This is a genomic window from Flavobacterium branchiophilum NBRC 15030 = ATCC 35035 (assembly GCF_002217205.1).
Classification (GTDB): domain Bacteria; phylum Bacteroidota; class Bacteroidia; order Flavobacteriales; family Flavobacteriaceae; genus Flavobacterium; species Flavobacterium branchiophilum.
Window position 1 is genome coordinate 1 of record NZ_MUGT01000068.1, and the last position, 19,424, is coordinate 19,424.

Genomic DNA, 19,424 nt, shown 5'->3' on the forward strand with positions numbered 1-19,424 from the left:
TTTAAGGGGCTGAAACACAACACATCGGGTTTTTGCGTAGCCAATACTTCCACATATTTTACATTTCGTTCAAAGCAAAAATAATCCTCGTCATACGCCTCATCCGTCTCCCCCAGTAGCCGCTTTTCAAAAGGATAACCCTCCACCTCATATTCCTTATTTTCACAATAAGAAACCAGCATATCCCACACACCAGCCTCATACATTTCGGCATATTTATCATCGTCAAAACTCTGCCCAAGCTTGTCCCATTCTCTATGAGCAGCAACAATTTCTTTCTTAATCACATCAATATTCATAGACACATTTTTTTAAAAATTTTTTGGGCGTTCCCTCCGGGCCGGGCTGTCCGCTGTATCTTTTTATTGCCCCAAAACAGCGCAACCGCACAGGGGCAATAAAAAGGATGCCGCTTCCATCCCTAACGCGGCCCCCGTAACCATAGAAAGACCACGTTAATAAACACTACAGATTTCTTTATTTTCGACAAAGATAAATAAGCATAACGACAAATTGTGTCGTGATTAATTTATTTTTAAAAATGGAAAAGATTTTCAAAACCTCATTACAAACCTCAAAGGTTTTCAAAACCTTTGAGGTTTGTAGTTTGCAAACCAAAAAAAGCATCCGTTTCCTCCTCAAATACCGCTTTCGGAATTTGATGTCCCAATTCCTTCCGAATAACAATTTGATAATTTCTTTCAAAATCATAGTTTGCAGCCAAAAAAGTCAAATTGTCTTTGGACTGAATAATATCATCCAAACCACCCAAAACAATTCGCAAATCAGCAAGAGGATTTTTAGCCATAATTTCAGGTACCAATTGCTCAATACCAGTTCGATAAGGCAAAGCAGGATTATACAACATAGCCCGAACGCCCAAGCTTTTTGCCAAATAATACCCAGCAAAACCGCCCATACTACTGCCAATAATGGCGTCTATTGGCTCCTTTTTATATGCGTCAATAAGCTGTTCGATTTTATTTGGATTTGATTTTTAATCCAAATCGGGTGCTATTACATTCCCATATTTCTCGAGAATTTGTCTTTTTTCGGGGCTAAGTTTGCTTTCAAGCCCATGCAGATAAAGGATGTTCATGTTTGTTTAATTTGTTTGTTAGTTCAAACCTCAAAGGTTTTCAAAACCTTTGAGGTTTATAATTTAAGTTACTTTATTTACTATGTTGATGGATTAATTTTAAAATTTCATCTTTATTAGCTTCAATTTTATTTAGATCATTCAAAATAAATTGTAACAAATCAGAAATACTTAGATTTGAATCCGAAGCTAGATTTACCGACTTATAAAAGAAAGTTGCACCAGAATCTCTTTTTTTGAATGGCTCTTATAAATATGAGTTCTAATTCTTGGTCTTTTTTATAAGTTTATATGTTATTTGTTAGCGGTAATATGGTATGCTTCGCAAGTTCGGGTCGCTTTTTTTAATTATTGGTGTTTACTTCACTTAGGATTTATTTTCAATGGTGCTCAGTGAATTCATTTGCTTGCGAAAACTTTTTGTTAATGGCTATTTCATACTATTTTGCTTTTCTCTTTACAAAAATATTGATGCTCACGCTAAAACCTTTTTGGTCAAAAAAATCTTTAATGTTCAAAATTTTATTCTATCCCAATTGTATCTATCTCCCTCATAATCCTATCGGTCTCCGTCAATGCCACAATGATTTTTTGGTAGTGCAAAATATCTTCGTAACTGATTTCGAGGTCTTTGCGGTCGTTGAGCCATTTTATTTTTTTATTGAATTTAGTATATTTTCTACCGAATAACTGTCCATTTTAGTGAAAGCAAACCACTTTTTACCTAAATCTTTCAACGAAGCCCCTAAATGATAAACGGTGCTTTCGTCAATAATCAAAAAACGATCGTGGCTTTTGTTAAACATTTTGAGCTCAAAATTTCCATATTGTTCGTTGGCTTTTTTTATATCTAATTCTAGTTGTTTGGAGCTGTTTTTTGTGAGTAATGTTACAATTACATTTTTATTTTTCTTGGATAGTTGTGTCAAAGTGCTTTCATCTATATAATTGTCTATCAAATAAATACTCTTTGTTGCCGAACGAATAATTTTTGAAGCCAATTCATACGCATCAAATACTTGTCCTTCAAAAAAAATACCTTGTGTTGGGATTAAATGTGTGTTGATTTGTAAATCAATTTGATTTATTTTAGCATTCAAACTGTCCACTTTATCTTCTAAACGGTTCATTCTATTGTTAATGGCATAACCTTTTAGTAGATAATCTTTTAACACACGATTTGCCCAAATGCGAAACTGTGTAGCACGAATAGAATTTACCCTGTACCCAACCGATAGCACCACATCAAGATTGTAATGTTTTACTTTTACGTCTTGAGTTTTCCCTTAGATAGCACCGTGTTTAGTGGTATGTTCCAAAATGGAACTAACCACTTTTTCATCCAATTCGCCTGAACTAAAAATATTTCCAATATGTTTGGTAATAGCAGGACGTTGTGTACCAAACAAATCGGCTATCTGCTGTTGCGTGAGCCAAAATGTATCCTGTTTAAATTGAATTTCAATCTGAGTTTCTGTTTCATTTGTTTGATAAATAACTATTTCATTTTTCATACTATTTTGCTTTTTTCTTAACAAAAATATTGATGCTCACGCTAAAACCTTTTTGGTCAAAAAAACATTTAATTTCTAAAATCTTATTCTATCCCAATTGTATCAATCTCCCTCATAATCCTATCGGTCTCCGTCAATGCCACGATGATTTTTTGGTAGTGCAAAATATCATCATAACTCAATTCTCGGTCTTTGCGGTCTTTGAGCCATTTTTGAGCGGGTTGATAACCACCAATGTAGAAGTTCCAAGCGACTTCGGGAACGTTGTTGAAATATTGAAGCCCCCCAACCCCCGAAGGAGGAGTTTTCTCGTAGTTGACATACACCTTTCCGGTTGTGTCGGTTGTTTTTTCAAAAAAGATTTTCCCAACTTTATTATCCCCATCTTCAGGGTATTGTGTAATGTATTTTTCCACAATTGGACTTTCTAGTAAATGAATTTGCCTGATTTGTGTTCCTAACTTTACTAAATTCCAAAAACGCTCTTGGGTTTCTTTTATTCCCCCTTTGGGGGTTAGGGGGCTTGGAAACGGCACTCTTGGAAAATCTATTTTTAAAAACTCTTTGTATTTCTCACGATAACTTGGTGAATGAAGTACCGCATAAATGTAATCCAATATATCAAGAGCCCCCAAACCCCCAAAGGGGGCTTCGCCGTTGGGCAACATAGTTGGAATGCCCAAACCTTTCGCAATTTTATTTACAATTTCTACATTCAAATTAGGCGTTCGTTCTTGACCAGTTTCAAATAAATCTTTGTTTTTTTCATCGGGGTAAAGGTAGAGGGGGAAAATACTTGTAATTTCACTCGTTTTATTGGAAACATAAGAACTTTCAATTATTTTATTTGAAATAAAAATATGTTGATACATATCGCCAGCCTTAAATTGTTTGCATAAATTTAAGCCCACATTTTCTCCTTTAATAAAATTTTGCATTACTTTTTCTCTACTTCGTTCTACCAATTTAGTATCAAAATAGACAAAACGATTATCAAAAGGTCTATAACTTATTTTTTTTACAAACCATTCTTCTGCATCAATTGTATAAAATTCGGAAACGGTATTTAGTAAATCTTCCTTTTTTTCATTAATTAAAATTCCGTCTTTTGCAGTAACAATCCCCACATTATTCAAAGGAAACAAATCATTTACCGAAAATCCCTCATCATATTCCTTTTTTACGCCAAAATCTTTTGGTACAAAAAAGAGTTCAGGTGCTTGTGGGTGCAGTTCGGTCCAATTGATGGATGAAAGGGAATTTTCATTCAAAAAATCGTATTTATCTTCTCGCTTGCCATAAAGGTCAAAATGGAATATTTGGGCAGGTTTTTTTTCTTCTGGTTTTGCCATTTTATTTTTTTATTGAATTTAGTATATTTTCTACCGAACAACTATCCATTTTAGTGAAAGCAAACCACTTTTTGCCTAAATCTTTCAACGAAGCCCCTAAATGATAAACGGTGCTTTCGTCAATAATCAAAAAACGGTCGTGGCTTTTGTCAAAGGGTTTCAGTTCAAAATTGCCGTATTGATCGTTGGCTTTTTTTATATCCAATGCCAGTTGTTTGGAGCTGTTTTTTGTGAGTAATGTTACAATTACATTTTTATTTTTCTTGGATAGTTGTGTCAAAGTGCTTTCATCTATATAATTGTCTATCAAATAAATACTCTTTGTTGCCGAACGAATAATTTTAGAAGCCAACTCGTAGGCATCAAATACTTGTCCGTCAAAAAACACGCCTTGGTTGGGAATTTCAGCCGATTGTATTTGCAAGGAAATGGCATTTACCTTTTCGGCAAGATGTTCTACATGGTTTTCAATTCTGTTCATTCGTTGATTTATAGCATAACCTTTTAGTAGATAGTCTCTTAAAACATTGGTCGCCCATATTCGGAATTGTGTGCCTTGCTTTGATTTTACTCTATAACCTACAGATATGATAACATCTAAATTGTAATACTCAATCTGTCGTTCTATGGTTCTTCCTCCTTCTTTTTGAACTGTCGCAAAATTTGCGACAGTTGCACTTTTTTGGAGTTCTTCTTCTATGAATACATTATTGATGTGTTTGCCAATAGTTTTCACATCTCTACCAAATAATAAGGATATTTGTTGTCGATTCAGCCAAACGGTTTCATTTTCTAATCTTACCTCAATATGGTCGGGAAGTTCGTTTGGGCTATAAAGAATAATTTCATTTTTCATGCTATTTCATTTTCATTTTAAATCTCAATTTTATCTATCTCCTTCATAATTCTATCCGTCTCACTTAATGCCACGATGATTTTCTGATAATGCAAAATATCTTCGTAACTCAATTCACGGTCTTTGCGGTCTTTGAGCCATTTTTGAGCAGGTTGGTAACCACCAATGTAAAAGTTCCAAGCGACTTCGGGTACATTCGAAAAGTATTGGGTATCGTTAATGTACACATGACCGTTTTTATACGTTGGTTTTTTAACCACATTATCCCCATCTTCGGGATAACCTGTAATGTACTTCTCTACAATTGGACTTTCTAACAAATGTATTTGGCGAAGTTCACCGCCTAATTGAACCAATTGCCAAAACGTTTCTTTATCTTTAGGATAAGGCACTCTGGGAAAATCTATTTTTAAAAATTCTTTGTATTTTTCTCGATACGTTGGCGAATGCAAAACCGCATAGATGTAATCTAAAATATCAATGGGTAAAAGCCCCCCAGCCCCCAAAGGGGGAGTTGTTGCAACACGGGTTATTCCCCCTTCGGGGGTTAGGGGGCTAAACGTTAACCCCAAACCTGTTGCAATTTGATTAACAATTTCCATGTTTAAATTAGGCGTTCGTTCTTGACCAGTTTCAAATAAATCTTTGTTTTTTGAATCAGGGTAAAGGTAGAGGGGGAAAGTATATCCAGAACCATATCGACCAGCAGTACCGGTTAGATTAAAATCATTAGGATTTTTTGTACATAGAATATATTTCCAATCATCTGCACATTGTCTTGCTACAACTAGACCTACATTCTCACTTTTAATAAAATGTTTCATTATGTCTATTCTTGGAGAATTAATCCAATGTTCATTTTTTTCAAACTTATACATGAATTTTATATCAAAAGGTCTGAAATATATTTTCATTATTCCTTTTGATTTTGCGATTTTCAAATCCTCAATTCTACCTTCTTTTGATATTCTTCTACTATCTTTTATTTTGAACTCATCATATGGATTTTTAGATAATAAGATTTGCTCAGTTTGTCTAATAAGTTCTTCTTTTTCATTAAAAATTGTTAAAGCATCATTTGCAGTTACAATACCAGAAGCAGAGTCATTGAAAATTTCATTTACTTTAAATCCATTTTCATAATCATTCCTGCCTTCATCATTTTTCGGCACAAAAAAGTAATTTGGAGCATTATATTCTAACTCTTTAAAATCAATACTTTTCAAAGAATTTTCAGATAGAAAATCATATTTCAATTCTCTTTTACCAAATAAATCAAAATGAAAAACTTTGCCTAATTCTTTTTCTTTTTTCTTTCCTGTTTTTATAAAAATATTAATTGAAACGCCTTGTTGAATGTCAAAAACATTTACATCAGCACTTCCATCAGGTGCGGTTTCTTTTTTCTTGCTGTTTCCGTGTAAATCTATGGTATAAATTTTGTCGTAGGTTTTCAATAAATGCCAACGCATACCTCTAAAGGTTGGGTTGTCTAAAAAACCGTGTGGGTTGATAAATGCCAAAACACCGCTTCCGTTTTTTTCTATAAAATGCTGTCCAAAACGTAAAAATTTCACGTAATCATCATTTAGCCAATGTTTTCTTTCGTTAAAATGAACGCCATCAACATACTTATAATCATCAATTAAATCAGAAATCCATTTTCCATTGTTTGAAGAAATGCCACTGTAAGGTGGATTACCAATAATAACCATCACGGGCGTATCTCGTTTTATCTCATTGGCTTGGTTACTTTCGTCAGATAGCCACGAACTAAAAAGGGTTTGTGTGTCGGGGTGGGCTTCTTCTAAACTGTTGGTTAAGAAAATTTTTAATCGCTGTTGCTCAGCTCCCCCTTCGGGGGTTGGGGGGCGGTAACCTGTTTCGGTCAATAGCATATCCATTTTAAGGTGTGCCATGGCATAACTCGCCATTAATAATTCAAAACCATTTAAACGAGGGATAAGGTCGTTGGTTACATACTTGCTCCAAATACCTTGTTGTCCTTCAAACTTTTTGTAAATGTGCTTTACCACCTCGGCAAGAAACGTTCCTGTTCCTGTGGCTGGGTCTAGTATTTGCACTTTGTGGATTAGCCCCCCAGCCCCCGAAGGGGGAGTTTTGTTGGTAGCTCCCCCTTTGGGGGTTGGGGGGCTTATTTTGCTAGTATCGGCTAATCCTTGGGGCAAATTGAACTCGGTTTTTAAAATATCGTCAACGGCACGCACAATAAAGTTTACCACAGGTTGCGGGGTGTACCAAACGCCTCGAGCCTTTCGCAATGCGGGGTTGTATTCGCCCAAAAAGGTTTCATAAAAATGCACCACAGGGTCTTCTTGTTTGGTGCTTTTTCCAAAGTTTTTCATAATCGTAGCCACATCACTAGCCAAGAAAATACTCACCAACTCATCTACAATCCACACCAAGCGGTTGTCTAAATCGTAACCCGCAATATCCTGAAATAATTTTCTCAAAAACGGATTAGACTTAGGGATTAATCGAGCAGCTTCCTCACGAGAAAAGTCAAGTAGCGTAGGGTCGTGATAGCGTGCTGCAAACATTCCATAAGCAATAGTTTGGGCATAAATATCAGCAAAAGCTTTATTATCAATATCATGAATCAGCATCTGTTGAAACGACAACATTTGCGATTTTATTTGTGATCGTTTTTGGTCTATATCATCTTGATGCAATGATTTTTCAATAACATCTGCCATCAACTTCGCTTTTCCTGCCATCATTTGTGCCAATTTGGTAGGCGATTTAATGGTTTGAGAAACAGTAAGCGAAAAATTTTTAATTAAATTGGTAAAAGTTTCTAAATTTTCAGGAATGGGTACAATCGCACCATTTTCTACTTTTGCAATGGCTATTTTAGTTACAAATTCTCCTTCTTTATAAAAATGAAAATCCATATAATCTGTAAAAATCAAGTTGGTTAACCCTGATTTGTAGCGGTCAAACTGTTCTTTCAATGTTTTGCTCCCCAAGTCCACACCAATGTCTTTGGCTTCAATGTATCCAATAGGCACATCTTTGCGAGTTAGCACATAATCGGGAGCACCACAATCTACACGAGCGGGTTCGTTGGTAACCAGAATGTCTGGCAAAATTGCCATGATTAGATTTTGAAGGTCGCCACGGTACGAATGTTCACGGGCATTCCCCGTTTTGTAAAGGGTATTAATTTTGTCAATATATTGTATAAGCGTCATAGTATAAATTAAGATTTTCTCGATGACAAATATAAACAAATAGTCTATAGGATTTATCTTTACATTTATTGTTCAATTCAAAAACACCCAATATTTTTTAGGTATCGGGGGGTTAGGGTTAAAATGGTTTTTTGTAAAATCAAAGGACCTTGGTTTTAGAAACCAAATAAAAAATTAGCTTTCTAAATCCGCCACCCATTCCATCCAAACATCCTGCGTCAGATAAGGGATTTTGTTGAGGTCGCAAATGGACATAGTGTGTCCGGTGCCGCCTGTTTTGGGGTTTTGTTCGTCGTCATAAAAAAAGGCAAAAGTAGTAGGAGCCACACCCGATTGGGTTCCGGTAACCTTGACCGTATCCCGAATAATATAAGCCGCTTTTATCGAAAACCGATCTTTGGTACCGCCTACATATTTGTCTATCAACGACTTGGTTTTTTTGTTGTTTTTGGATTGATAGACCACCGCTTCTTCCTGGACCCAATTGATCTCGTCTAGCGAAATGGTTTTGTATGCATTATTTTGCTTTTGGCGGTGGTTGGTATAAGGCGTAATCACCTGCAAACGCTCGGGTGCAACTGCCAAAACCCCTTGCGAAAAGTAAAAATCGGCCCCATCGGCATTGCCACTTCTAAAGGTTGCCAAAGGTAGTTTTTGGGCCAAAATTTGCCCCAATTGAATCAATTTTTCTTTGTCGTTTTCCAAAATAGTACGTTTTCCTTCGAGTAGGATAATGGCATTTTGGTTTTCAAATTCGGTGCAAAATTGGGCTAAAGTCATGTTCATTGTTTTTATTTTCAGCAAAGGTAAATCTGCAATACGACAAACGATGTCAAAATTAAATTTTTTTAGGAACTTTCTTTGCGTCTCTGTGCCTTTACGTGAAACTGAACTCAAAAAGTCGCAAAGACGCAAATGATTTTGAAATCAATAGTACCATTTTCGAGAACAAGTGTTGTTTACTTATACCAAATATATTTGGTATTATTAAAAAATCACATTTAGAATGGGCTAGATTCAACTAAATTATGCTATTGCATTTTCAAAAAGGCTTGTTTTCAGCTGATATTTGCTTACTTTTGCATTTGGAATATCTTATTTGATATTTTTTTTTAAATTAAATCCAGCAACAAAAAATGGAATTACCAAAGTTTTTACTCGGCGACAACACCGATTTTCCCGACGATATTTTCGTTATACATTTAGATTATCCTCGTTTTATCATCAATTTGAAAGATGATGAAGTCGAATTTTTAGAAGAACCAGACGATTTGGACGAAGCCGAATTGGAACAAGAAATGGAAGGGCTTATTGAAGAAGCCAACCATTTTTATGACCGAGAAATCCAACGTTACGAAGCCTAAATTGTATTCCTATATTCCTTATTTTTTGAAACATTTTTTATGATTACTGTAAACGACATAGCCGTAGAATTTGGCGGCACCACCCTTTTTAGCGAAGTTACTTTTGCTATCAATGAAAACGACAAAATAGCCCTTATGGGCAAAAATGGAGCGGGAAAATCAACCCTTCTGAAAATAGTTGCTGGCGAAAATAAACCTACTCGTGGAGTCATTTCGGCCCCAACTGATGCGGTGATTGCTTACTTGCCTCAACATTTGCTTACTGCCGACAATTGCTCTGTTATGGAAGAAACTTCCAAAGCTTTTGCAGAGGTATTGAACATGAAAAAAGAGATAGACGAAATTAATGAACAATTGACCATTCGTACAGATTATGAGAGTGATGCTTATATGAAATTGATTGAACGAGTATCGGAATTATCTGAAAAATATTACTCTATTGAAGAAGTGAATTACGAAGCCGAAGTAGAAAAAGTATTGAAAGGATTGGGATTTGAAAGAGAAGATTTCAACAGAATGACGTCTGAATTTTCAGGTGGATGGCGTATGCGAATTGAATTGGCAAAAATATTATTAAAAAAACCCGATTTGATTTTGCTTGATGAGCCTACCAACCACATGGATATTGAAAGCATTCAATGGTTAGAAGATTTTTTGATTAATCAAGCTAAAGCTGTAATGGTTATTTCGCACGATAAAACTTTTGTAGATAACATAACCAACCGAACGATTGAAGTAACCATGGGTCGAATTTATGACTACAAAGCCGTATATTCTGAATATTTGGAATTGCGAAAAGACAGACGTATTCACCAACAAAAAGCGTATGATGAACAACAAAAATTTATTGCTGAAAATCAAGCATTTATAGACCGATTTAGAGGCACTTTTTCCAAAACAGAATCCGTGCAATCCCGTGTGAAAATGCTAGAAAAAATAGTATTGGTAGAAGTTGATGAAGTAGATACCTCAGCTTTAAAATTGAAATTTCCACCATCACCACGTTCTGGGCAATACCCTGTTGTGGTGGAAGGATTATCTAAAAAATACGGAGATCATGTGGTGTTTAAAGACGCCAATATGGTGATAGAACGCGGGCAGAAAGTCGCTTTTGTGGGTAAAAATGGTGAAGGAAAATCAACCATGATCAAAGCGATAATGGGCGAAATTGATTTTGAAGGAAAATTAGAAGTAGGACACAATGCTCAAATTGGTTATTTTGCTCAAAATCAGGCGGCTCTTTTAGATGGTGAGCTTACTATTTTTGAAACTATTGACCAAATTGCTGTGGGCGATGTACGAACCAAAATCAAAGATTTACTAGGAGCATTCATGTTTAAAGGTGACGATATTCAGAAAAAAGTAAAAGTGCTTTCGGGAGGAGAAAAAACCCGTTTGGCCATGATAAAATTGCTTTTGCAGCCCGTAAACGTTTTGATTTTGGATGAGCCAACCAACCATTTGGACATGAAAACCAAAGATATTATCAAAGATGCCTTGAGAGATTTTGATGGCACATTAATTTTGGTTTCGCACGACCGTGATTTCCTTGACGGATTGGCAACCAAAGTTTTTGAATTTGGACACAAACGGGTAAAAGAACATTTTGAAGACATCAAAGGGTTTTTGGCATACAAAAAAATGGAAAATTTACGAGAAATTGAAAAGTAATTCATATTTTATTAAATTAGCCTCCAAAAAATATTTATTGTTTTAAAATTCAACTTTTTTATTCTTTTTCCATGTCAAAACAACTTATCAATCAATATTATAACCAACGTGATAATTTAAAACGGGTTGGTGTAACTAACGAAATGGCTATCAAACAGCCTTTTGATAATTTGTTGTTGAATTTAGCTTCGGCAAAGCATTATGTGTATGCAACTGAAGTTACGATTAAAAATGAAAACGGAAAAAATGTGCGTCCAGACGGAATTTTAATGAATGAACTTCGTATTCATAAAGGCTATGTAGAAAGTAAAGATACTAATGATACGCTCGACGAAGAAATAAACAAAAAATTATATAAAGACGGTTATCCAAAAAACAACATCATCTTTCAAGACAGTATTGTAGCGGTTTTGATTCAAAATAATGTTGAAATTGCCCGTGTAGAAATGGCAGATGCTGCTGAATTGGAAAAAATTCTCAACCAATTTATCGATTATGTTCCTGAATATATTGAAAAATTTAATGAAGCATTAGAAAAGTTTAAAGAAGATATCCCCGTTATTGTGGCTACGTTGCGTCAAACAATAGATTTAGAATATACTAAAAACGAAGCTTTTATAACAGGATTTAAAGTTTTTTTTGAAATGTGTCAAAAAGAAATCAATCCACATATTGCAAAAGAGGACATCAGAGAGATGATTATTCAGCATATTTTGACTGAAGATATTTTTAAAGCCATTTTTGATGAAGCTGATTTTCATCACGAAAATAATATTGCACGACAATTGGAAATATTGGTGAATACTTTTATGACAAGAGCCATGCGTTTGAATCAGTTAAGTGGTATTAATCATTATTACAAAACCATCAATACACAAGCAGCTCTTGTGGCAGACCATCACGAAAAACAAAAATTTCTGAAAATAGTTTACGAAAATTTCTATAAAGTTTATAACCCCAAAGGAGCTGATAAGCTCGGAGTGGTTTACACACCTAATGAAATTGTACGATTTATGGTGGAAAGTACCGATTATTTATTGCTCAAGCATTTTAATAAACAATTGACAGACAAAAATGTTCATATTCTAGATCCAGCCACAGGAACAGGCACTTTTATTACCGATATTATCGATTATATACCTTCACAATATATAGAACACAAATACAAACACGAAATTTTCGCCAACGAAGTTGCTATTTTACCCTATTATATTGCCAATTTGAATATTGAATATACATACAAACAAAAAATGAAAAAGTATATTGAGTTTCCAAATTCTTGTTTTGTAGATACGTTAGACAATATTGATGGGTTAAAATACGAAGGCAAACAAGGCAATATCTTTGGTTTTAGTTCCGAAAATGCCGAACGAATCAAACGCCAAAACGAGCAAAAAATTTCGGTAATTATTGGAAATCCGCCCTACAATGCCAACCAAATAAACTTTAACGACAACAATAAAAACAGAGAATATCCTGATATTGATGAACGTATCAAAAATACTTATGTTAAAAAATCTATAGCTCAAAAAACAAAAGTATATGATATGTATGCAAGGTTTTATAGATGGGCTACTGATAGATTGGAGAATAATGGTGTGATTGCATTTATCACCAATCGTTCTTTTATAGACAGTAAAACTTTTGATGGTTTTAGAAAAAGTATTCAAGACGAATTTGATTTTTGCTATATTGTTGATTTAAAAGGAGATGTTCGTGGAAAAAACAAAGATGTTGCTGCAAAATCAAATGTTTTTGGAATAAGAACGGGTGTTGCTATATTGTTTTTAATCAAAAAAGAAAATGAAATTAATGCATATCAGGAAGAAATAAAAATTAAATATGTAGAAATTTCAGACGATTTACCTAAAAAAGAAAAATTAGCATTTTTGACAAACCATAAATTCAGTCAATTAGTTTTTAAATCGGTTATTTCAAACAAAAATAACGATTGGATCAATCAAGCGGATAATTCAGAATGGCAAGATTATGTTCAATTAGTGAGTAAAAATGCCAAATTAGGCAAAGGAAACGAAACAATTTTCACTTTGTATGCTTATGGTACATCAACTAATAGAGATGAATGGGTATATGATTTTAGTTCAAAAAACTTACTTTCGAAAGCAAAATTTTTGTCTAAAGAATACAATTCGTTTGTAAAAAACAATGAATTGAAAACTACTATAAAATTAAGCAGAGATTTACAAAATAAGTTTAAAAGAAAATTAAAGTCAAAATTTGATAAAAATTTAATAAAACAAGTAACGTACCGCCCGTTTATAATAAAACAATATTATGCTGAAAAATTGTTTAGCGATGTATTAACTCAAAACCATTATGTATGTTTTGGAAAAAATTTAGATAAACACAATAAAATCATTAATATCATCAACCATTCCAGATTGAATTTTATGGTTTTTTCAACAAAATCACTTTGTGATGCCAGTTTTTGTGGCGAAGGAACTCCTAATATTTCGTTGTATAGATATGATGAAAACGGCAACCGCCACGACAACATCACCGATTGGGGTTTAAGTCAGTTTCAAGTACATTACGCACCAACTCTGTCAAAGTTCAAAACTTTGACAGAGTTTCCAAACGGAATTACAAAAGAAGCCATTTTCTATTATACGTATGCGGTGTTGCACAATCCAGAATACCGCAAAAAGTATGAGTTAAATTTAAAACGAGAGTTTCCTCGTTTGCCTTTTTACGACGATTTTTTCAAATGGGTGGCTTGGGGAAAACAATTAATGGATTTGCATATTAATTATGAAACCGTTGAACCATTTGACTTGCAAGTAGTTGATAATACGCATCTTGTGAAAGACAAAAATTATAAACTCAAAGTAAAACTAAAAGCCGATAAAACAAACAATATCATCGCCATAGACGAACACACTTTTATACACGGCATTCCTCAAAGTGCTTGGTTGTATAAATTAGGCAATCGCTCAGCAATTGAATGGGTTTTAGACCAATACAAAGAAAAAAAATACAGCGACAAAACCATTGCTGAACAATTTGACACCTATCGTTTTGCTGATTATAAAGAATATGTGATTGATTTACTACAAAGGGTTTGCACCGTGAGTGTTGAGACGATGACAATTGTAGAGGGAATGAACCAGGAATAATGCTATTTTTTGAAAATGATTATCAATAGATAATTTTGAAGGTATATTATAAACACATGTTATAAAGGACATACTTTTTCCTATATGTTTAAACATAGTTATTTGATTATCAGTTCAAATTCAATAGGGCAGTGATCGGATATTTTTCGGGCCTCTTGTAGGTTTTCAAAACGGGTATAGAAATCCACAACAGCTGCTTTTTTTACCTCAAAAAAAGCCATGTCGCAAAAAGCATTGTCAAATTCCGATGCCAAACAATCATTTTCTGCCTTACACGACTGTCTTAAACTTGTTTTTTGATTGACAAGAATAGGAGCAAATCCCATTTTTTTCAAAGGATAAAATACCGAATGTGATTGTGGACAGTTGAAATCACCCATCAATACAAGATGTAATGCTGGATATTTTTGAGGCAAATATTTAAAATATTTAATCTCTTTTTCGGGCTGTTTGCTTTTTGTAATGGCATGAAAACTGGCCACAGTAAATCGTTTTCCTGCTTGCTCAAATGTGGCAAAATAGGGTTCTCGGTCTATTTCTTGTTCAAAAAAAGATTCGAGCCATGCCTTTCCAATCAGTTTTACTTTTTTTGTTTTCCAAAAAAACGCATAACGCTCTGTTTTATAAGCACTACTCGAAGTAGGATTGCTAATGCTGTAATCCCATTTCGATCCTGTTCTATTCAAGGCATCAGCAAGTTTTGCTACTGCGGGAGCACCACCATATCCTGCAACCACTTCCTGAATGGCAACTATGTCGGCATGTTTGATGGTTTCGGCCATAAACAAAATGGCTTCTTCTGTTTTGGATTGACCAAAATTTTCCAAGTTCCAAGAAATTATTTGTACTTGCGAATATAACGAATGGGGCAACCCAAAAAAGAGTAGCAGCAATAGATAAAGGGTTTTCATTTGTGGTATTTTTAAAAAAGTATCAAAAAAAACCCCAATTTTTCAAATTGAGGTTTTTTAGTGTAAGTAAGTCTAAATTGTGGTTGATAAAACGTTATTTTACTTTATTAAGTACTGCTTTGAATGCTTCAGGATGATTCATGGCCAAATCGGCAAGAACCTTACGATTCAATTCGATGTTGTGCTTTTTCAATTTCCCGATAAATTGAGAATAAGACATTCCTTCCAATCTAGCTCCAGCGTTGATACGTTGAATCCATAAAGCACGGAAATTTCTTTTATTCTGTTTTCTATCGCGGTAAGCATAAACCATGGCTTTTTCTACCGCATTTTTTGCAACTGTCCAAACGTTTTTACGACGACCAAAGAAACCTTTGGCTTGCTTCATTATTTTTTTTCTACGTGCTCTTTTAGCAACTGAGTTTACCGATCTTGGCATAATTTTTATTGTTTTTTTGAAATAAGGCGACTTGAATTGAATCAAAAGTACTTTAAAAAGCCCATCCCAAGGTTATTTAAAATTGTTTTTAACCTAAAGAATTTAAAAAGTTGTTGGTTATTGGTTGTTGGTTGTCGGAAATGAATCCATCAACTATCAACTGTCAACTATCAACCATTTAGATGATTCTTAATTGTTGTTTGATGCTTCTCTCATCTGTTGGGTGTACCAATGCAGAGTGTGTTAAAGCTAATTTACGCTTTTTAGATTTTTTTGTCAAAATATGACTTTTAAAAGCATGCTTTCTTTTAATTTTTCCAGAACCAGTAACTTTAAAACGTTTCTTGGCACTAGATTTGGTTTTCATTTTAGGCATTTTTCCTAGATTTTTATAATTTATTCTTACTTACTTTCTTTTTAATTCCATACCACCTTTTCAATTAAAAAAAGGGGATAATTATGGGTTCTCTATTATGCTATCAAAATAATTTGTACAGCAAACATTGTTATAGAGTAGGGTAGTGGGAACTACTTTTTCTTCTTTGGTGCAATAAACATAATCATACGTTTACCCTCCAAAACAGGCATGGCTTCTACTTTGCCAAATTCTTCTAAATCTGTTGCAAGTCTCAAAAGTAATATCTGCCCTTGGTCTTTATATATAATAGACCTTCCCTTAAAAAACACAAAAGCTTTTAATTTTGATCCCTCTTTTAGAAATTTCTCGGCATTTTTTCTCTTGAACTCATAATCATGTTCATCAGTTTGAGGTCCAAATCTAATTTCTTTAACTACAATCTGGGTTGATTTAGCTTTCAATTCTTTATCACGCTTCTTTTGCATATACACAAACTTTTTATAGTCCATGATTTTGCAAACTGGTGGTTCTGCATTTGGAGAAATTTCAACCAAATCCAACTCAAACTGATCGGCTAATCGCAAAGCATCGGCTATTTTAAATACTCCTGGCTCCACATTATCGCCCACAAGACGTACCTCTGGTACTCGAATAAGATTGTTTATTCGGTGTGCGTCTTTCTTCTCTACTCGAGGTTGATAACCTCTATTGCTTCTTATTGCTATGACTTTAAAATTTAAGTTAAACTGTAAATACTTTCAATGTTTTTTTAATCTCTTCGTTTACAATGTCTGCAAATGCAGCTACTGTAACCGTAATGTTGCCTTTTCCTTCTTGTCCATGACGACGTATCGAAACCGTACCATTTTGTGCCTCTTCCTCGCCTACTATCAACATAAACGGGGTTTTTTGCATTTCGGCATCTCTTATCTTCTTGCCTATTGTTTCATTCCTGTTGTCTATCAGGCTGCGAATTTCGTGATTTTCTAGCAATTCCAAAACTTTTTTTGCATAATTTTCATATTTCTCACTCAAAGACAAGATGATAGCCTGCTCTGGCATCAACCATAATGGAAAATTACCAGCCGTATGCTCCAACAATATTGCTATAAATCGCTCCATCGAACCAAAAGGGGCTCTATGTATCATCACTGGTCGATGCAATTTATCATCTGCTCCTTTATAGGTCAAATCAAATCGCTCAGGCAAATTATAATCCACTTGAATAGTTCCCAACTGCCATTGTCTGCCCAAGGCATCTTTCACCATAAAATCCAATTTCGGGCCATAAAACGCTGCTTCGCCTCCTTCTATTACATAATTCAATCCTTTATCTCTAGCCGCATTAATAATGGCTTGCTCTGCCTTTTCCCAGTTTGCAACACTTCCAATATACTTTTCGGGCTGTTCTAAATCCCTAACCGAAACCTGAGCCGTAAAGTCCTCAAATCCCAACGAACCAAAAACATACAAAACCAAGTCTATAACCTTCTTAAACTCTTCATCCAATTGCTCTGGAGTACAAAATATATGTGCATCATCCTGTGTAAATCCTCTAACACGTGTCAAACCATGCAACTCGCCACTTTGTTCATATCTATAAACCGTCCCAAATTCAGCATATCGCTTAGGTAAATCTTTATAAGACCAAGGTTTTGTATTGTAAATCTCACAATGATGAGGGCAATTCATCGGCTTCAACAAAAATTCCTCCCCCTCTGCTGGCGTATGTATCGGCTGAAAACTATCTGCCCCATATTTAGCATAATGACCAGACGTAACATACAATTCCTTCTGACCTATGTGCGGTGTTACAACTTGCTCATATCCTGCCTTCTTTTGTGCCTTTTTCAAAAACTGTTCCAATCTGTCTCTCAAAGCTGCCCCTTTTGGCAACCACAACGGCAAACCTTGCCCCACACGCTGTGAAAACGCAAACAACTCCAATTCCTTACCCAATTTTCTATGATCTCTACGCTTGGCCTCTTCCAATAATGCCAAATATTCCGTCAAATCTTTCTGCTTCGGAAACGAAATACCATACACCCTTGTCAATTGCTTATTCTTCTCATCTCCCCTCCAATAAGCCCCAGCAACACTCATTATTTTCATCGCCTTTATCAAACCCGTATTCGGTATATGACCACCCCTACACAAATCCGTAAAACTAGCATGATCACAAAACGTAATCGTACCATCTGCCAAATTCGATATCAACTCCGTCTTATACTCATTATCCTTATACACCTCCAACGCTTCCAATTTACTCACTGGACGCATCTTAAACTCATGCTTCTCCCTCGAAATCTCCAAAACACGATCCTCTATCATCTTAAAATCCGCATCCGTAATCTTCTGATCACCAAAATCCACATCATAATAAAACCCATTATCTATTGCAGGACCTAGCGTAAGCTTTATCCCTGAATACTTCTCCTCCAAAACCTGAGCCATCACGTGCGACGTAGAATGCCAAAAAGCCTTTTTACCTTCCTTATCATTCCAAGTATATAAAACCAAAGACCCATCCGTTCGCAAAACCGTACTCGTCTCAATAGTTTCACCTTCAAATTTTGCCGAAATAACATTCCTAGCAAAACCTTCACTAATACTTTTTGCAACATCCATGGCACTCACACCACGCTCAAACTCCCTAACCGACCCATCGGGCAACGTAATCTTAATCATCTAAAATATGCTTTTCATTTGAACGGCAAATATAAACAATACACCAAATAAAACAATACATTAAATAAACAATTTTTCAATCTACAATCACCTATATATATAGGTAACCCCAAAATATAAACAATAGGAGCAGTGCCCTACGGTTTACAAAGAGCCATATTCCCGCTTTCCGTTACAATCTTTTGTTTTTTAAAGAAAAAAACAAAAGGATTTCCACTACAATCGGGGCTATTTTAGGGAGTACCTTTTTTTCAAACCAAAACCAGGGGTTAAAAGAAGAGAGAAATATGCTGTAACATATTGAAAACGAGGTATAATAAAAAAAAAGCAAAAAAAAGGTTAAAAAAAGCTTGTATAAGCCAAAAGAAGTGCTACCTTTGCACCCGCAATAAGCGATAAGCATTTTTGAAATAAGGGTAAAAAAAAGATTTAAAAAAAGTCAAAAAAAGTTTGCCAGAATAAAAAAAAGGTTTACCTTTGCACCCCGCAAAAGAGCGATAAAAAATTTGAAATGACGGCAAAAAAAGATTTAAAAATAAATCAAAAAAAGTTTGCCAGAAACAAAAAAGTTATTTACCTTTGCACCCCGCAAAAGAGCGATAAAAAATTTGAAATCACGGCAAAAAAAGATTTAAAAATAAATCAAAAAAAGTTTGCCAGAAACAAAAAAGATTATTACTTTTGCACCCGCTTCGAGAGGGGCGAAAAATAAGAAGAAATGTTCATAGACATATTGAATTGACAGCCGTTTTAACAGCAATGTTAAAACACAAAAAAAAGAGAGTAAGCGTTTAGTAAAATGACGTACATCGCAAATAAT

At 34.7% G+C, this 19,424-nt stretch carries 16 protein-coding genes and 1 pseudogene; 3 read left to right on the forward strand and 14 right to left on the reverse strand.

Annotated features, from left to right (window positions below):
• The 8 genes and pseudogenes from B0A58_RS09200 to B0A58_RS09230 all read right to left on the reverse strand — a co-directional run.
• Positions 1-299, reverse strand: a 299-nt coding sequence (locus B0A58_RS09200) for a hypothetical protein (RefSeq protein WP_133063111.1), incomplete at its 3' end; no start/stop codon positions are given.
• Positions 300-574: 275 nt separating this feature from the next.
• Complete coding sequence (locus B0A58_RS09205; RefSeq protein ID WP_089080818.1) at positions 575-979, reverse strand: YqiA/YcfP family alpha/beta fold hydrolase; 405 nt, start codon at positions 977-979, stop codon at positions 575-577.
• Positions 980-1,749: 770 nt separating this feature from the next.
• Positions 1,750-2,367 (reverse strand): annotated as a pseudogene (gene rhuM / locus B0A58_RS16805) (RhuM family protein); the annotation flags it as partial.
• A gap of 18 nt (positions 2,368-2,385) precedes the next feature.
• On the reverse strand, positions 2,386-2,613 hold the full coding sequence (locus tag B0A58_RS16815) for a hypothetical protein (protein WP_243389473.1): 228 nt from the start codon (positions 2,611-2,613) through the stop codon (positions 2,386-2,388).
• 83 nt (positions 2,614-2,696) lie between these two features.
• Positions 2,697-3,965 (reverse strand): type ISP restriction/modification enzyme, encoded by a 1,269-nt coding sequence (locus tag B0A58_RS09215; protein WP_089080819.1) that lies wholly within the window; start codon positions 3,963-3,965, stop codon positions 2,697-2,699.
• Position 3,966: 1 nt separating this feature from the next.
• Positions 3,967-4,821, reverse strand: coding sequence for a RhuM family protein (rhuM, locus tag B0A58_RS09220; RefSeq protein ID WP_089080820.1), 855 nt, complete (start codon positions 4,819-4,821; stop codon positions 3,967-3,969).
• Between the two features lie 17 nt (positions 4,822-4,838).
• Complete coding sequence (locus tag B0A58_RS09225) at positions 4,839-8,036, reverse strand: type ISP restriction/modification enzyme (protein ID WP_089080821.1); 3,198 nt, start codon at positions 8,034-8,036, stop codon at positions 4,839-4,841.
• Between the two features lie 174 nt (positions 8,037-8,210).
• Positions 8,211-8,822 carry a hypothetical protein gene (locus B0A58_RS09230; RefSeq protein WP_141841265.1) on the reverse strand — a complete coding sequence of 204 codons (612 nt, stop codon included), beginning with the start codon at positions 8,820-8,822 and terminating at the stop codon, positions 8,211-8,213.
• A 350-nt stretch (positions 8,823-9,172) separates the two neighbouring features.
• On the opposite strand from B0A58_RS09230, the gene B0A58_RS09235 reads away from it, so the two are divergent.
• From B0A58_RS09235 to B0A58_RS09245, 3 genes are all read left to right on the forward strand, one after another.
• A complete protein-coding gene (locus tag B0A58_RS09235) occupies positions 9,173-9,400 on the forward strand; it encodes a hypothetical protein (RefSeq protein WP_014084966.1) in 228 nt (75 codons plus the stop codon).
• 39 nt (positions 9,401-9,439) lie between these two features.
• Entirely contained in the window at positions 9,440-11,071 is a 1,632-nt protein-coding gene (locus B0A58_RS09240; protein ID WP_089080823.1) for an ABC-F family ATP-binding cassette domain-containing protein, read from the forward strand.
• 71 nt (positions 11,072-11,142) lie between these two features.
• Positions 11,143-14,208 carry a type ISP restriction/modification enzyme gene (locus tag B0A58_RS09245; protein WP_089080824.1) on the forward strand — a complete coding sequence of 1,022 codons (3,066 nt, stop codon included), beginning with the start codon at positions 11,143-11,145 and terminating at the stop codon, positions 14,206-14,208.
• 98 nt (positions 14,209-14,306) lie between these two features.
• On the opposite strand, the gene B0A58_RS09250 is transcribed toward B0A58_RS09245, so the two are convergent.
• The 6 genes from B0A58_RS09250 to B0A58_RS16635 all read right to left on the reverse strand — a co-directional run.
• Complete coding sequence (locus tag B0A58_RS09250) at positions 14,307-15,119, reverse strand: endonuclease/exonuclease/phosphatase family protein (protein ID WP_089080825.1); 813 nt, start codon at positions 15,117-15,119, stop codon at positions 14,307-14,309.
• Between the two features lie 94 nt (positions 15,120-15,213).
• Entirely contained in the window at positions 15,214-15,558 is a 345-nt protein-coding gene (rplT, locus tag B0A58_RS09255) for a 50S ribosomal protein L20 (protein ID WP_014084962.1), read from the reverse strand.
• Positions 15,559-15,736: 178 nt separating this feature from the next.
• On the reverse strand, positions 15,737-15,934 hold the full coding sequence (rpmI, locus tag B0A58_RS09260; RefSeq protein WP_014084961.1) for a 50S ribosomal protein L35: 198 nt from the start codon (positions 15,932-15,934) through the stop codon (positions 15,737-15,739).
• Between the two features lie 152 nt (positions 15,935-16,086).
• Positions 16,087-16,641, reverse strand: a complete 555-nt coding sequence (gene infC, locus B0A58_RS09265; RefSeq protein ID WP_373863145.1) for a translation initiation factor IF-3 — start codon at positions 16,639-16,641, stop codon at positions 16,087-16,089.
• Positions 16,642-16,657: 16 nt separating this feature from the next.
• Entirely contained in the window at positions 16,658-18,604 is a 1,947-nt protein-coding gene (gene thrS / locus B0A58_RS09270) for a threonine--tRNA ligase (protein ID WP_089080826.1), read from the reverse strand.
• 631 nt (positions 18,605-19,235) lie between these two features.
• On the reverse strand, positions 19,236-19,424 hold a 189-nt coding region (locus B0A58_RS16635; protein WP_207758840.1), incomplete at its 5' end, for a hypothetical protein.

Excerpts from the sequence above, each read along its gene's own strand:
- B0A58_RS16815 (WP_243389473.1), bottom strand. The coding sequence starts at position 2,613 with ATGAAAAATGAAATAGTTATTTATCAAACAAATGAAACAGAAACTCAG.
- B0A58_RS09215 (WP_089080819.1), bottom strand. The coding sequence starts at position 3,965 with ATGGCAAAACCAGAAGAAAAAAAACCTGCCCAAATATTCCATTTTGAC.
- rhuM (WP_089080820.1), bottom strand. The coding sequence starts at position 4,821 with ATGAAAAATGAAATTATTCTTTATAGCCCAAACGAACTTCCCGACCAT.
- B0A58_RS09225 (WP_089080821.1), bottom strand. The coding sequence starts at position 8,036 with ATGACGCTTATACAATATATTGACAAAATTAATACCCTTTACAAAACG.
- B0A58_RS09230 (WP_141841265.1), bottom strand. The coding sequence starts at position 8,822 with ATGAACATGACTTTAGCCCAATTTTGCACCGAATTTGAAAACCAAAAT.
- B0A58_RS09235 (WP_014084966.1), top strand. The coding sequence starts at position 9,173 with ATGGAATTACCAAAGTTTTTACTCGGCGACAACACCGATTTTCCCGAC.
- B0A58_RS09240 (WP_089080823.1), top strand. The coding sequence starts at position 9,440 with ATGATTACTGTAAACGACATAGCCGTAGAATTTGGCGGCACCACCCTT.
- B0A58_RS09245 (WP_089080824.1), top strand. The coding sequence starts at position 11,143 with ATGTCAAAACAACTTATCAATCAATATTATAACCAACGTGATAATTTA.
- B0A58_RS09250 (WP_089080825.1), bottom strand. The coding sequence starts at position 15,119 with ATGAAAACCCTTTATCTATTGCTGCTACTCTTTTTTGGGTTGCCCCAT.
- rplT (WP_014084962.1), bottom strand. The coding sequence starts at position 15,558 with ATGCCAAGATCGGTAAACTCAGTTGCTAAAAGAGCACGTAGAAAAAAA.
- rpmI (WP_014084961.1), bottom strand. The coding sequence starts at position 15,934 with ATGCCTAAAATGAAAACCAAATCTAGTGCCAAGAAACGTTTTAAAGTT.
- thrS (WP_089080826.1), bottom strand. The coding sequence starts at position 18,604 with ATGATTAAGATTACGTTGCCCGATGGGTCGGTTAGGGAGTTTGAGCGT.